This window comes from Stenotrophomonas sp. 21LCFQ19, from assembly GCF_056861425.1.
The window spans coordinates 123,663-137,813 of sequence record NZ_JBSPUF010000013.1; the positions used below are offsets into that span (position 1 = coordinate 123,663).

Genomic DNA, 14,151 nt, shown 5'->3' on the forward strand with positions numbered 1-14,151 from the left:
TGATCGCCGGGAAGCTGATCTGGATCAATGAATCCTTACACCGGCCTGCTTACCCTGCCTGCGGTAGGCATAACGGAGTGGCGCATGCGCAAGGTGGATGTGGTGGTGGTGGGAGCCGGCCCGGCCGGCTTGAGTCTGGCCCGCAGCCTGGCAGGCAGCGGCCTGTCGTTGGCGCTGGTCGAGCAACAAGCGCAGGCTGCGCTGGCCGAGCCGAGCTTCGACGGCCGTGAAATCGCGCTGACCCACGCCTCGCGGCAGATCATGCGCAGCATGGGCCTGTGGCAGCGCATCGATCCGGCCGAGATCTCGCCGTTGCGCAGTGCCAAGGTGATGAATGGCAGCTCGCCGTTCGTGCTGGGTTTCGCCGCGCAGGGCGAGGGCGTCGATGAGCTGGGCTGGCTGATTCCCAATCATCTGATCCGGCGTGCGGCCTGGGAGGCGGTGCAGGGCCAGGCGTGGCTGGAGCTGCTGGATGGGCGCTCGGTCACTGCAATCGATGCCGGCGAGGCGTACAGCACGGTCAGCTTGAGTGACGGCAGTAAGCTGCGCGCGCGACTGGTGGTCGCCGCTGACAGCCGCTTCTCGGCGACCCGGCGGATGATGGGCATCGGCGCGCAGATGCGTGACTTCGGCAAGTCCATGCTGGTCTGCCGGATGCAGTGCGAGCGGCCGCATGAGCACGCCGCCTGGGAGTGGTTCGGCTACGAGCGGACCTTGGCGATGCTGCCCTTGCCGGGCAACCAGGCCTCGGCGGTGATCACCATGCCGCCACAGCAGCTGCAGCAGTTGCTGGCGCTGGATGAGGCTGACTTCGGCCGCACCGTCAGCGGCTTCTTCGAACGTCGCCTGGGGGCGATGACTCCGGTAGGGACGCGCCATGCCTATCCGCTGGTGGGGGTGTATGCGCACCGTTTCGTCGGCAAGCGCTACGCCCTGATCGGCGATGCGGCGGTCGGCATGCATCCGGTCACCGCGCACGGCTTCAATTTTGGCCTGCACAGCCAGCAACGGCTGGCGCGGCTGTTGCTGGAGGCGGTGCGTGGCGGTGGCGATATCGGTGCGGACGGGCTGCTGGCCAGTTACCAGCGCGGCCACCGGTTGGCGACGCGGCCGCTGTACGAAGCCACCAATGCCATTGCCGGGCTCTATAACGACAGCCGGCTGCCGGCGCGTTTGCTGCGCGGCGCGGCCTTGCGGGCCGCGCAGGGCGTGGTTCCGTTCAGGAAGTTGATTGCCGGGCATCTGACCCAGGCGCGCGCGTAGCGGGGGGGCTCGCGGGTTTGTAGGAGCGGCGTAAGCCGCGAAGCCGGTGGAGGTAGCAGGCGAGGGCGCGATGCCGGATCGGGTGTGAGCTTCGCGGCTTACGCCGCTCCTACAAACGCTGCGGCGCCGACGGGTGCCGGGAAAGCCCCTGCCGAGCATGGCTCGGCACTACAGCAGCTCCTGCAGCGCTGATGTGGCGCTGGGACGGCCTCTGCCGAGCATGGCTCGGCACTACATCACTCGTCTTCGTCGTCTTCTTCGGCGCGGTTCGGGTCCGGATCGGCGAGGACGTTGATCAGGACGTCGCCCAGCGCCACCTGCTGGCCGCCGCGGATTTTGCAGGCTTTGCGCAGCTCCACCACGCCATCCACGGTGACCTGGCCGTCGGCAATGATCATTTTTGCCTCGCCGCCGCTGGTGACCAGATCGGCCAGTTTCAGCAGCTGCTTCAGTTCCACGTAATCGCGGTCAAGTTCAAATTCGATGGTCTGCATGGTGTTCACGGATAAAAACGAGTGCTATTGTGCGCCATCGGCGACCCGTGCGGGTGCTCCAACAGGGGCCAAGCGGCGGCCGGTTGTGTTCGTAAGCTGAACGCAAATCAAGCCATGCGCGACAGCTGAGCTGTTTAGAGCGCACAATATGCGTCTTTTCGCCCGCCCGTTCGCGGCGGTGCCCCCGGAGTTACCATGTCCCAAGATACCCCCGCGCCGCTGCTGTTTGCAGATCTCGGCCTATCCGAGCCTGTGATGAAGGCAGTGGCCGAAGTCGGTTACGAGACCCCGTCGCCGATCCAGGCTGCCACCATTCCGGCAATGCTGGAAGGCCGCGACGTGCTCGGCCAGGCGCAGACCGGCACCGGCAAGACCGGCGCCTTCGCGCTGCCGGTGCTGTCCAACATCAATCTTTCCGCCACCAAGCCGCAGGTGCTGGTGCTGGCCCCGACCCGCGAACTGGCCATCCAGGTCGCCGAGGCGTTCCAGACCTATTCGGCGTCGATGCCGGGCTTCCGCGTGCTGCCGGTGTACGGCGGCCAGCCCTACGGTCAGCAGCTGTCGGCCCTGCGCCGCGGCGTGCACGTCGTGGTTGGCACCCCGGGCCGCGTGATCGACCACCTCGATCGCGGCACCCTGGACCTGTCCGAGCTGAAGACGCTGGTGCTCGACGAAGCCGACGAAATGCTGCGCATGGGCTTCATCGACGACGTTGAAGCCGTGCTCAAGAAGCTGCCGGAAACCCGTCAGGTCGCGCTGTTCTCGGCCACCATGCCGCAGCAGATCCGTCGCATCGCGCAGACCTACCTGCGTGAGCCGGTGGAAGTGACCATCGCTTCCAAGACCACCACCTCGGCCAATATCCGCCAGCGTTACTGGTGGGTGGCGGGCATGCACAAGCTGGACGCGCTGACCCGCATCCTGGAAGTGGAACCCTTCGACGCGATGATCATCTTCGCGCGTACCAAGGCCGGTACCGAGGAGCTTGCCACCAAGTTGCAGGCGCGTGGCCTGGCCGCTGCCGCCATCAATGGCGACATGCAGCAGGCCCAGCGTGAGCGCACCATCGCCATGCTGAAGGACGGCAAGCTCGACATCCTGGTGGCCACCGACGTGGCCGCCCGTGGTCTGGACGTGGAGCGCATCAGCCACGTGCTGAACTACGACATCCCGTACGACACCGAAAGCTATGTGCACCGTATCGGTCGTACCGGCCGTGCTGGCCGCAGCGGTGAGGCGATCCTGTTCGTCACCCCGCGCGAGAAGGGCATGCTGCGCCAGATCGAGCGCGCTACCCGCCAGCCGATCGAAGAAATGCAGCTGCCGAGCGTGGACGCAGTCAACGATCACCGCGTGACCAAGTTCATGGAGCGCATCAGCCAGACCCTGGCTGCCGGCGACATGGATTTCTACCGCGACCTGCTGCAGCGCTACGAAGGCGAGCACAACGTGCCGGCCATCGATATTGCCGCTGCGCTGGCCAAGCTGCTGCAGGGCGATTCGCCGTTCCTGCTGACCCCGCCGGTGCGTGAGCGCCGCGAGCAGTCGTTCGAGCGCAGCGAGCGTCCGGCGCGTGACGGCGGCTTCCATCGCCGTGACGAGCGCGGTGACCGTGGTGATCGCCCGGCCCGCTTCGAGCCGCGTTTCGAGCGTGCACCGCGCCATGACGACGGCGAGCGCGCACCGCGTCCGCCGCGTGGCGAGGGTGATTTCGAGTCGCGTCCGCGTCGCGAGATGCCGCCGCGCAGCGCGCCGGAATTCGGCATGGAGACCTACCGCATTGAAGTCGGCCACACCCATGGTGTGAAGCCGGCCAATATCGTCGGCGCGATCGCCAACGAAGCCGGTCTGGAAAGCCGCTTCATCGGCCGCATCGACATCCATGACGGTCACTCGGTGCTGGATCTGCCGGCCGATATGCCGACCGACGTGCTGCAGCACCTGAAGAAGGTGTGGGTGTCGGGCCAGCAGTTGCAGATGCGCAAGGTCGAGGCGGGTGAGGATCACGGCGCCGCTGCGCCGTCGTTCAAGCCGCGCTTCGACAAGGGTGACGGCAAGCCGGGCGGCCGTCCGTCGGGTCCGCGCGGCCCGCGTCCGGGCGGTCCTGGTGGTTCGCGTCCGGGTGGCTTCAAGCCGCGCGGCCCGCGCAACTACTGATCCAGGCCGTCCAAAGCGTGAACAGACAACCCCGGCAATGCCGGGGTTGTCTGTTTTTGACCGTTTGTCGGGCGACCGGGACCGGATGGGACGACAAGTTCAAGCCGCGACCGTCTTCACTTACTGCTCGCGTCGGGTTATTGCGATAATGACCCTTATCCGCGTCGGGGAACGCGAGAGGGAGGCTCATGGCAGTAGGGGGAGGGGCAAATGCTGGCAAGGTCAGGCATAAGTGGGCCGTGCTCCTGCTGCTGTCGGCGTTCTTTGCTTTGTGGCCGTTGCTCGGCGCTGCCCAACCCCTGCAGGTAGACCGTGACTTCCTGATTGCCGGCGGCGCAACCTCCGAACAGGCGCCCTTGCGTGCCTGCAGCGCCGAAGCCTTGGCGCGGATGCGCCCCGCGATTGAAATTGCTGCGCCCGAGGGGGGATGGTCCGGTGCGCCGCAAGGCGTGGGTGTATTCAATGTGTTTGCCGGCGAGGTGATGATTTTCCACGGCGACCGCCAGGTCTGCGGCGATATGCAGGATGCCCGCACCCGCGACTCACGTTTCCGTGCTGGCGTTGGCCTGGTGGTGGTGCCCAAGCAGGGTACTGTGGAGCCGATCCGGGTGGCCTGGGAGTCGCCGCTGAAGCCGCGCTGGATTCCCACCGTGCACCTGGCCGCGCCCAGCCCGCTGCAGCAGCAGGACACCCTGCGGTTGGTGGTACGCACCGCCTGCGTGGCGATTGCGCTGGCCTTGGCCCTGTCCGCATTGATGGGGTTTGCCACCACACGCGGGCGTGATTTCCTGATCTATACCCTGGTCTGCGGTCTGTTGGTGGTGTGGCAGGCGGTGCTGAGTGGACTCAGTGGCTATCCAGAGCCGTGGCTGCCTGTGGATGGCCATGCGCCGGTATGGATGGTCTCGGTATCAGCGCTCAGCTATGCGGTGATGGGCTGGGTGCTGTGGCGGATGTGCGGTGGTCGTCGTGTGCTGCGCGGCTCGCGGCCGTGGATGCGGGGGCTGATGGTCGTGCTGGCGCTGGTCGCGTTGGCCGCGCCGTTCATGCCTTGGCCGTTGTTGGCGTGGATGGCGGTGGCGCTGGACGATTTCTTCACGTTGATCTGCATGACCTCGGTAGGCATTGCCATCGTTGCGTTGCGGCGGCGTAACTTCCAGGCGCTGGATGGGCTGGTGGCTGCGATCCCGCTGTTGGTGATGGCGCTGGCCGACCTGATGGACAACCGCCTGCTGGTGGAATTCCGGGTCGAGGCGATCCAGGTCTCGGTTACCTGGTTCCTGATGATGGCGGCTTACTCCCTCAATCGCAGCCTCAGCCAGTTGCGACAGCAACGCGATGAGATGCGCGAGCTTGCCGATACCGACACCTTGACCGGCCTGCCAAATCGCCGCGCTGGCCTGCGCCAGCTCGACCACTATCTGCGCGAGGCCAAGGCTGGCGGGCTGCCGCTGTCGATTGGCTTCCTGGACATCGATCTGTTCAAGCAGATCAACGACAACTATGGCCATGATGGCGGCGACCAGGTGCTGATATCGGTGGCCAATACCTTGTTGACCGGTGTGCGCAGCCGCAGCGACGTGATCCGCATGGGCGGCGAGGAATTCCTGATCCTGCTGCCGGGAATCGGCGCTGACGCGGCGCGTCCGCGGCTGGAGCAGCTGCGCGAAAAACTCACCGTACAGGCGCGCGGGCTCAAGCATGAAGGCCTGGTGGTCACTGCCAGTATTGGTCTTGCCGAGCTGCAGTACCGCGACAATGACGTGGCCGGGCTGCTGCGGCGGGCCGACAATGCCATGTACCAGGCCAAGCGCAGCGGCCGGGACCAGGTGGTGGATGCGCGCGATATCCGGGAAGTGCCCTGAACAGGCAATCCGGCCGCGCTGTTCCGGCCGCGGGTGATGGCGGATAATTCGCCGATGACAATCCGAATCAACAAGCACATTGCCGAAACCGGCTTCTGTTCGCGCCGTGAGGCCGATCGCCTGCTGTCCGCCCGTCGCGTCACCGTCAATGGCATCGTCGCCGGCACCGGCGCGGTCGTGGGCGAGGGCGACGAGGTCAAGGTGGACGGCCAGCCGCTGCGCGCCCGTGCGGTGCAGAAGAGCACCGGCCGCCGCCATGTCTATATCGTGCTGAACAAGCCGGTAGGCATCACCTGCACCACCGAGAGCGCAGTCAAGGACAATATCGTCGAGTTCGTCGGCCACGAGCAGCGCATCTTCCCGATCGGTCGCCTGGACAAGGATTCGGAAGGGCTGATCCTGATGACCAGCAACGGCGACATCGTCAACCAGATCCTGCGTGCCGAGAACGGCCACCAGAAGGAGTATCTGGTAGCCGTCAACAAGCCGGTCACCGACGAGTTCCTGCGCGGTATGGCGCGCGGTGTGCGCATCCACAACGAGATGACCTTGCCGTGCCGCACCAGCCGCATTGCCAAGTACGGTTTCCGCATCATCCTGGAGCAGGGCTTGAACCGCCAGATCCGTCTGATGGCGGCCGAGTTCGGTTATCGCGTCACCCAGCTGCGCCGTGTGCGCATCGACAACGTCAAGATCGGTGCGCTCAAGCCCGGTCAATGGCGCAACCTGAGCGAGCAGGAGCTGCGCGGGCTGCTGCCGCAACAGCAGCAGTGGTGAAATGTGACACGCTCACCGCGCCTTGCGCGGTGAGCCGCTAGACTCTGCTGCGCCTCCATCCTGCCGCTTTGGACCCGTGCATGATCAAGCCCGCATTGCCTGCCCATGAAGCCGAACGTATTGCCGCGCTGCAGCGCTACCGGGTGCTGGATACCGCACGCGAGCAGGAGTTCGATGACCTGGTGACCATCGCCCGCACCATCTGCGGTACGCCGATGGGCGCGGTGACCCTGATTGATCGCGACCGGCAATGGTTCAAGGCCCTGCAGGGCCTGGACGGTGAACAGACCCCGCGCGACGAGGCGTTCTGCGCCCACACCATCCTCAAGCCGCAGGAACTGACCGTGGTGGCCGATGCGCGCCAGGATCAGCGTTTCAGTGGCAACCCCTCGGTGTTGGGTGATCCACATATCCGCTTCTACGCCGGTGCGCCGCTGCTCAGCAGCGATGGCTATGCACTGGGCTCGCTGTGCGTGTTCGATTCGGTGCCGGCGCAGCTGGGCACCCCACAGGCCGAGGCATTGCGCGCGCTGTCGCGGCAGGTCAGCCGGATGATGGAAATGCGCCTGCTGCGGATCGAGATCGATCATCACCAGGCCGAGCACGATTGGTACGAGGCGCACCTGCTCGAGTACTACCAGCAGCTGGAGCAGCTCAATGTGGAGCTGTCCGAGCAGACCCGTACGGACCCGCTGACGGGGCTGCCCAATCGCCGCGCGCTGTCCGCTGCGCTGACGGAAGCGATCGGACGTGCAGGTGAGGTTGCGCCGGTGGTGGCCATCGTTGATATCGACCACTTCAAGCTGGTCAACGATATCCATGGCCATACCGAAGGTGATCGGGTGCTGGTCGAGCTGTCCAGCGTGCTGAAGTCGCAGTTTGCCGCGCGCGGCATGGCCGCGCGTTATGGTGGCGAGGAGTTCGTCATCCTGATGCCGGATACACCGCTGCAACAAGCCGAGCTGCAATGCGAATACCTGCGTGAGTCGGTGGGCATGCTGCCGATTGGCCCGCCGATCTCGGTGAGTATCGGCCTTGCCGTGCACCGCGCAGGTGACGCCCCAGGCGAAACCCTGCGCCGTGCCGATGCCGCGCTCTATCAGGCCAAGGCCGAGGGCCGTGATCGGGTGGTTGTGGCGGGCTGAGCCGAGTTGCCGTAGCTCGGGTAAGCGCAGCGCACCCGGGAATCAAATGGCCGCGCGGCCAGCATAGTCCGTCCATACGACGTCGTTGGCCCAAGCGCTCGGTAGGTGTCTGAGGCGAGCCCCGGGTGCGCTGCGCTTACCCGGGCTACATGACGGCTAGCGATCAGGCCTGGCCGGTGCTTGCCGTAGCCGGCCGCAGGCGGTTCAACAGCGGATGCAGGAACACAACACCGAGAATGATCGCCACGCCCAGATAGAACTGTGGCGTCAACTCATGCTGCTCGCCGAGGAACAGCATTGCCAGCACGATCGCGTAGACCGGCTCCAGGTTGGTCACCAACTGCGTGGTGTAGGCACTCAAATGCCTTAGTGCGACCAGTGCCAAGGCAAACGGCAGCAGCGTGCACAGGCCGGACAGGGCCAGCAGCAACAGGCCGTCGTGCAGGTTGGGCAGCACCCACAGGTCACTGGCCAGCGCCGGCAGCAACAGCGGCATGACGGGCGCCAGCAGGGTCAGGGTCAAGGTGCCTGCACCCAGCTCCACCGCAGTGACCGTCAGCGGATCGGCGTGGCCGACCATGCGCTTGTTGAGCGAGCCGAACAGCGCCACCAGCAATGCGGACGCGGCACCGACCGCCACGCCCAAGCGCATGCCATCGGGCACGCCGCCAACCACCAATGCGACACCGGGCAGCACCACCACGCCCAGCGCCAATTCGCGCATCTGGAACGGACGGCGCGCGATCCACGGCTCGATGATGGCGGTGAACACCGGCGCCAGCGCGATGCAGGTGGCCGCAACCGAGGCATTGGCCAGCTTCACCGCGCCGTAGAAGGTAAGCCAGTGCAGTGCTACCAGTGCGCCGATGCCGGCATAGCCCAGCACCAGCCGCGGGTTCAAGCCCGACAGCCCGCGCCAGACCCGTGGCAGCAGCGCCAGCATCGCCACCACCAGCAACATCCGCCACCACACCAGTGGCAACGCAGGCAGGGTGATCAGCTTGCCGAGGATGGCGGTGACGCCCCATAGCAGGACGCAGAAGTGGATCTGCAGCAGGGCTTTGCGGGTGTCGTTGGTAGGCATCGCTGTATTGTCGCCGATGCCGGACGCTTGCGCCGCGCCACGGGCTTCAGTTTGCGTCGATCAACCGCTGCAGTTCGCGTGCCGCTGCCGGGTTGCGGTGCTTGGCGGCGCTGATGAAGTACAGGAAGACTTCGCGCGGTGCGGCGGCTGCAGATGACGCGGCCAGATGCGGCAGATCGGCTGCATCTTCGCCGTTGCGCCAACGCCGGACGCGATCGGCCCATGGTGCAAGCTCACTGGCCGGATAGCCGGTAGCGTGCTCGTCGCGGCTGCCCATCAGGCGTGCATAGACGAAGTCGCCGGACAAGTCGGCAGCGTTGGGATAGGCGGCGGAGTCGGTATAGACCAGCGCGATGCCGTGCTGGCGGATCAGCGCCACCAGCTCGGCATCGAAGCAGCCGGGATCGCGAACTTCCAGGGCATGGCGTTGGCGACGGCCGTTGACCTGCTGTGGCAGCAATTGCAGGAATGCCGCGAGATCCTCGCGGTCCAGCGTGCGGCCGGCGTCGAACTGCCACAGCAGCGGCCCAAGCCGATCGCCGAGATGGCTGATGCCATCGATGAAGTCCTCGATCTGCCCGCCGCTGCCGGCGAGTTTGCGCGCAGTGACAATACGCTTGGGCGCCTTGGCCGAGAACACGAAGCCCTCTGGTGTGGCATCGCGCCAGGCGGCATAGATATGCGGCTTCTGCGCGCCGTAATATGTGCCGTTGATCTCGATGCTGGTCAGCTGCTGGCTGGCGTATTCCAGTTCACGCCGCTGCACCAGACCAACCGGATAGAAGGTGCCACCGCGCCACGGCACATAGGTCCAGCCACCGATGCCGATATGCACACCGGGCGCATGCGCTGGGCTGGAAAACAGATCGTTCAAGACAATGCCCCGGTGTTTTGTGGGAGCGGCGCAGGCCGCGAAGCCGACAATGTACCTGCACAAGGTAGTGCCGAGCCATGCTCGGCAGGGGCCTTGCCGGCAATCTCAGGCGCTACGTGTAAGGCCTCTGCCGAGCATGGCTCGGCACGCCCCGGGGGGGGGGGGGCCCGCCCGCTCACGCGCGGCCCCCCGCCGCCCCCCCCCCCCCCCCCGGGCCCCCCCACTACACGCTGGGTGCCCACGGGTCATAGCTGCCAAACCACCACAGGTGACCCTCCGGATCACGGCAGGCATAGCCGCGGCCGCCGTAGTCCTGGTCGGCGATGTCGATGACGATCTCCGCGCCGGCGGCCTTGGCCTGCGCGTAGTGTGCGTCGGCATCGCTGACGATGACGCAGGCACTCTGCGTCTCCATGCCGCCCACTTCGTCGGGTTGGATCATGTTGCTGCCCCATTCGCTGGGCTGCACCGAGCCGAGCATGATCATGCCGTTGCCGAACACCAGCTGCGCGTGATGGACGACATCGCCATCCTGGTACACCGCATGGCGCTGGAAGCCGAAGGCCGTGCACAACCACTCGATGGCGGCTGGCGCATTGCGGTAGCGCAGGCAGGGAATGATGGTGGCGGTGGTGCGGGCGGCGAGGTCCATGGTCGCGTATGGGCAGCTGTGGAAAGGCGAGAGTGGGCGCGCTCGCGTTACCATCGCGAGAAGGCCGGCGCGGCGCTGGCACCGATCCACACAGGAGCGCACTTTGAATAGTTGGTTGGGAAGCGGGCTGGTGCTCGCGATGGGCGTGGTGGCACCGATGGCCTCCGCACAGGAGGCAGTGCCGACGGAACTGCAGCAGCTGGATGCCACGGTCGAGCGCGTGCGCCAGCAGTTCGACGTGCCGGGCGTGGCGGTGGCCGTGGTCAAGGATGGCAAGGTGCTCCTGGAGCGCGGCTGGGGCCTGCGTGAACTGGGCAAGCCCGAGCCGGTGCAGGCCGATACCTTGTTCGCGATCGCTTCCAATACCAAGGCCTTCACCGCCACCTCGCTGAACCTGCTGGCCGAAGAGGGGAAGCTGAAGATGGATGACCGGGTGGTCGATCATCTGCCGTCGTTCCGCATGTCCGACCCCTACGTCACCGGCGAGATGCGCATCCGCGACCTGCTCTCGCACCGCAGCGGGCTGAGCCTGGGCGCAGGCGACCTGTTGTTCTGGCCGACCACCCGTTACAGCAATGCGGAAGTAGTCGCGCGGTTGGCGCAGGTGCCGCTGAAGAATGGTTTCCGTGATCGCTATGCCTACGACAACATCCTGTATGCGGTGGCCCAGCAGGTGATCGAGAAGGTGTCCGGGCAGTCGTTCGCCGATTTCCTGCAGCAGCGCATCTTCAACAAGGTTGGCATGAGCGAAACCCGCTACAACGCCGACCATCTGCTGCCTGGCGACAAGGCCGCCGTCGGTCACGCCAAGTACGACTTCAAGGACCTGCGGCCGGTGCCGCCGCTGACCTGGTCGAACAACGCCGGTGCCGGTGGCATCTATTCCAGCGTGCATGACCTGGCCAAGTGGATGAACGTGCAGCTGGCCGAAGGCAAGCTTGCCGATGGCACGCCGCTGTTCACCGAGAAGACCCAGCAGCAGATGTGGCAGATGCAGATCCCGCAGGTCGTGCCGAAGCCGTCGGTGCCCGAGCTGGCGCCGGCACGGCCGAACTTTGCTGGTTATGGCGAGGGCTGGAGCCTGAGCGACTACCGCGGGCAGAAGCTGGTCTGGCATACCGGCGGCTGGCCGGGCCAGGTGTCGCGGCTGACCCTGGTGCCCGAGCAGAACCTGGGCGTGGTGGTATTGACCAACCAGGAATCCGGCGCCGCCTTCAACGCGATCACCATGAGCGTGCTCGACGCCATGCTCGGCGCGCAGGGTAATGACTGGGTGGCTGCGTATGCTGCTGGCGTGGCCAAGGCGCAGGGCAATGCCGATGAAGGCTGGGACAAGCATGTGGCGGCGCGCGATGCCAAGAGCAAGCCATCGCTGCCGCTGGCGAAGTATGCGGGCACTTATGGCGATACCTGGTACGGCGACGTGTTCGTCGAGCAGCAGGGCGGCAAGCTGCGCCTGCGTTTTGGTGCGACGGCCGATCTGATCGGCACGATGGAGCACTGGCAGCACGACACCTTCATCGTGCGCTGGGACAACCGCTCGCTCAACGCCGATGCTTTCGTCAACTTCAGCCTGGATCCGGACGGCAAGGTGCGTGAGGTGCGGATGCAGGCAGTGTCCTCGCTGACCGATTTCAGCTTCGACTTCCAGGACCTGCTGCTGAAGCCAAAGGCGGATTGACGGGTTTGTGGGAGCGGCATGAGCCGCGAAGCAGATGGATTATCGGCTGGCAGTTGATCAGGGCTGTAAACAGTGTCAGCTTCGCGGCTGACCCCCTCCCGCAATCCGGTGATTCTCGCAGCTGATACAGCCATACATCGCATAGACAGGCACAACACAGGCCGCGATGGGACAATCGCGGCCTGTTCTGGTTTTACAGGCCGTGGCGATGCTGCGCTGGTTCGAATCCCTGATTCCCGTTTTCCCACCGCTGGATACCCGCACGCCGCCGCGCGGCGTGGTCCGTTTCTACCTGCATTACCTGCGCCCGGTGTGGCCGGTGCTGTTGGCGACGCTGATCGCAGGCCTGTTGCTGGCCTTGGTGGAAGTGGCGATGTTCGATTTCCTCGGCCGCATCGTCGACATGCTGGCCGACAGCGCGGGGCCTGGTTTCTTCCAGCGCCATGCGGGTGAACTGCTATGGATGGCCGCCATCACTCTGCTGGCGCGTCCGCTGCTGGTGGCCCTGCACAATCTGCTGGTCAACCAGTCGATCGTGCCGGGGCTGAGCAACCGCTCGCGTTGGCTGATGCACAACCATGTGGTGCGGCAAAGCCTGAGTTTCTTCCAGAATGATTTCGCCGGCAGCGTTGCCAACCGGGTGATGCAGACCGGCACGTCGCTGCGTGAGTCGGCGGTGCAGATGGTGGACTCGCTGTGGTACATCGTGGTCTATACCGGCAGCGCGCTGTATCTGTTCGCGCAGGCTGACTGGCGACTGATGCTGCCGTTGGCGGTCTGGTTGGCGGCCTATGTATGGATTGGCGTGTATTTCGTGCCACGCATGAAGCATCGCGCCTGGATTGCATCGGACGCGCGCTCGCGGGCAATGGGCCGCATCGTCGATGGCTATACCAATATCGCCACGCTGAAATTGTTCGCACACAGCGGACATGAGCAGCGCTATGTCGCCGAGGCCATCCAGGAGCTGGTCGAGAAGCACCGCGCGCAGACCCGGATCACCACCGGGCTGGAGATGGTGATCGCCATCCTCAATGGCTTCCTGATCGTCGGTACCTGTGCACTGGCCTTGTGGCTGTGGCAGGACAGCCTGATCAGCGTTGGTGCAATCACCTTGGCGACTGGCCTGGTGATCCGCATCCACAACATGTCCGGCTGGATCATGTGGACCATCAACGGCATCTTCGAGGATATCGGCACGGTGCAGGACGGCATGGAAACCATCGCCCAACCGCTGAGCGTGCAGGACGCGTCCGATGCCAAGCCGTTGCTGGTCACCGCGGGTGCGGTGGACTTCCAGAACGTGCACTTCCACTACGGCAAGCGCGGTGGGGTGATGGCTGGCTTGAACCTGGCGGTGAAACCGGGTGAGAAGATCGGTCTGGTCGGGCCTTCAGGCGCGGGCAAGTCCACTCTGGTCAATGTGCTGCTGCGGCTGTATGACCTCGAGAGCGGCAAGATCCTGATCGATGGGCAGGACATCGCCAATGTCACCCAGGACAGCCTGCGTGCGCAGATTGGTGTGGTTACCCAGGACACCTCGCTGCTGCATCGCTCGATCCGCGACAATCTGTTGTACGGCCGTCCGGATGCCAGCGAAGCGCAGCTGCGCGCTGCGGTGGCCAAGGCACGCGCCGAAGGTTTCATTGATTCATTGGTCGACGGACAGGGCCGGCAAGGCTACGACGCCCATGTTGGAGAGCGCGGCGTGAAGCTTTCCGGCGGCCAGCGCCAGCGCATCGCCATTGCCCGGGTGTTGTTGAAGGACGCACCGATCCTGATCCTCGATGAGGCAACATCGGCGTTGGATTCAGAGGTTGAGGCGGCGATCCAGGACAGCCTCGATGAACTGATGGGCGACAAGACCGTCATCGCCATCGCCCATCGTCTGTCGACCATCGCGCGCATGGATCGATTGGTGGTGATGGATCAGGGCCGGATCGTTGAGACCGGCACGCACGCGGAGTTGGTTGCCGCAGGCGGGTTGTATGCGCGGCTATGGGCGCGGCAGACCGGCGGCTTTGTGGCCGCCGAGGGCTGATGCCCACGGTAGCGGGTTTCCGGTAGTGGGGGGGGGGGGGGGGGGGGGGGGGGGGGGGGGGGGGGGGGGGCGGGGCGGGCGGGGGGGGGGGGCCCCCCCACACCCCCCCCCCCACGGA

At 65.5% G+C, this 14,151-nt stretch carries 11 protein-coding genes; 7 read left to right on the plus strand and 4 right to left on the minus strand.

Annotated features, from left to right (window positions below; all coding sequences use genetic code 11):
- The first annotated feature begins 84 nt into the window (after positions 1–84).
- Positions 85–1,263 carry a 5-demethoxyubiquinol-8 5-hydroxylase UbiM gene (gene ubiM / locus AC13FW_RS15150; protein ID WP_482989646.1) on the plus strand — a complete coding sequence of 393 codons (1,179 nt, stop codon included), beginning with the start codon at positions 85–87 and terminating at the stop codon, positions 1,261–1,263.
- 236 nt (positions 1,264–1,499) lie between these two features.
- Here ubiM and AC13FW_RS15155 read toward each other — a convergent pair whose 3' ends face one another.
- The gene (locus AC13FW_RS15155) at positions 1,500–1,757 is read right to left on the minus strand and encodes an RNA-binding S4 domain-containing protein (RefSeq protein ID WP_296251787.1); all 258 of its coding nucleotides are present in this window, start codon (positions 1,755–1,757) and stop codon (positions 1,500–1,502) included.
- Positions 1,758–1,952: 195 nt separating this feature from the next.
- Here AC13FW_RS15155 and AC13FW_RS15160 point away from each other — a divergent pair, with 195 nt between their 5' ends.
- From AC13FW_RS15160 to AC13FW_RS15175, 4 genes are all read left to right on the plus strand, one after another.
- Positions 1,953–3,914 carry a DEAD/DEAH box helicase gene (locus AC13FW_RS15160; RefSeq protein WP_482989627.1) on the plus strand — a complete coding sequence of 654 codons (1,962 nt, stop codon included), beginning with the start codon at positions 1,953–1,955 and terminating at the stop codon, positions 3,912–3,914.
- Positions 3,915–4,153: 239 nt separating this feature from the next.
- A complete protein-coding gene (locus AC13FW_RS15165) occupies positions 4,154–5,779 on the plus strand; it encodes a sensor domain-containing diguanylate cyclase (protein WP_343229786.1) in 1,626 nt (541 codons plus the stop codon).
- A gap of 54 nt (positions 5,780–5,833) precedes the next feature.
- Entirely contained in the window at positions 5,834–6,556 is a 723-nt protein-coding gene (locus tag AC13FW_RS15170) for a pseudouridine synthase (RefSeq protein ID WP_282266718.1), read from the plus strand.
- An 80-nt stretch (positions 6,557–6,636) separates the two neighbouring features.
- The gene (locus AC13FW_RS15175) at positions 6,637–7,701 is read left to right on the plus strand and encodes a GGDEF domain-containing protein (protein ID WP_482989628.1); all 1,065 of its coding nucleotides are present in this window, start codon (positions 6,637–6,639) and stop codon (positions 7,699–7,701) included.
- Positions 7,702–7,864: 163 nt separating this feature from the next.
- Here AC13FW_RS15175 and AC13FW_RS15180 read toward each other — a convergent pair whose 3' ends face one another.
- The 3 genes from AC13FW_RS15180 to AC13FW_RS15190 all read right to left on the minus strand — a co-directional run bounded on the left by AC13FW_RS15180 (position 7,865) and on the right by AC13FW_RS15190 (position 10,311).
- Positions 7,865–8,785 (minus strand): DMT family transporter, encoded by a 921-nt coding sequence (locus AC13FW_RS15180; protein ID WP_482989629.1) that lies wholly within the window; start codon positions 8,783–8,785, stop codon positions 7,865–7,867.
- Between the two features lie 46 nt (positions 8,786–8,831).
- Complete coding sequence (locus AC13FW_RS15185) at positions 8,832–9,659, minus strand: DUF72 domain-containing protein (RefSeq protein ID WP_482989630.1); 828 nt, start codon at positions 9,657–9,659, stop codon at positions 8,832–8,834.
- Between the two features lie 223 nt (positions 9,660–9,882).
- Positions 9,883–10,311: a VOC family protein gene (locus AC13FW_RS15190; protein ID WP_482989631.1), complete on the minus strand. Its 429-nt coding sequence runs from the start codon at positions 10,309–10,311 to the stop codon at positions 9,883–9,885.
- A gap of 139 nt (positions 10,312–10,450) precedes the next feature.
- Between AC13FW_RS15190 and AC13FW_RS15195 the strand changes: the two genes are divergently transcribed.
- Complete coding sequence (locus AC13FW_RS15195; protein ID WP_482989647.1) at positions 10,451–11,992, plus strand: serine hydrolase; 1,542 nt, start codon at positions 10,451–10,453, stop codon at positions 11,990–11,992.
- Positions 11,993–12,200: 208 nt separating this feature from the next.
- A complete protein-coding gene (locus AC13FW_RS15200; RefSeq protein WP_482989632.1) occupies positions 12,201–14,033 on the plus strand; it encodes an ABC transporter ATP-binding protein in 1,833 nt (610 codons plus the stop codon).
- Positions 14,034–14,151 lie beyond the last annotated feature (118 nt).

Coding starts and splice junctions, on each gene's coding strand:
- ubiM (WP_482989646.1), top strand. CDS start 85: ATGCGCAAGGTGGATGTGGTGGTGGTGGGAGCCGGCCCGGCCGGCTTG.
- AC13FW_RS15155 (WP_296251787.1), bottom strand. CDS start 1,757: ATGCAGACCATCGAATTTGAACTTGACCGCGATTACGTGGAACTGAAG.
- AC13FW_RS15160 (WP_482989627.1), top strand. CDS start 1,953: ATGTCCCAAGATACCCCCGCGCCGCTGCTGTTTGCAGATCTCGGCCTA.
- AC13FW_RS15170 (WP_282266718.1), top strand. CDS start 5,834: ATGACAATCCGAATCAACAAGCACATTGCCGAAACCGGCTTCTGTTCG.
- AC13FW_RS15175 (WP_482989628.1), top strand. CDS start 6,637: ATGATCAAGCCCGCATTGCCTGCCCATGAAGCCGAACGTATTGCCGCG.
- AC13FW_RS15180 (WP_482989629.1), bottom strand. CDS start 8,785: ATGCCTACCAACGACACCCGCAAAGCCCTGCTGCAGATCCACTTCTGC.
- AC13FW_RS15190 (WP_482989631.1), bottom strand. CDS start 10,311: ATGGACCTCGCCGCCCGCACCACCGCCACCATCATTCCCTGCCTGCGC.
- AC13FW_RS15195 (WP_482989647.1), top strand. CDS start 10,451: ATGGGCGTGGTGGCACCGATGGCCTCCGCACAGGAGGCAGTGCCGACG.
- AC13FW_RS15200 (WP_482989632.1), top strand. CDS start 12,201: ATGCTGCGCTGGTTCGAATCCCTGATTCCCGTTTTCCCACCGCTGGAT.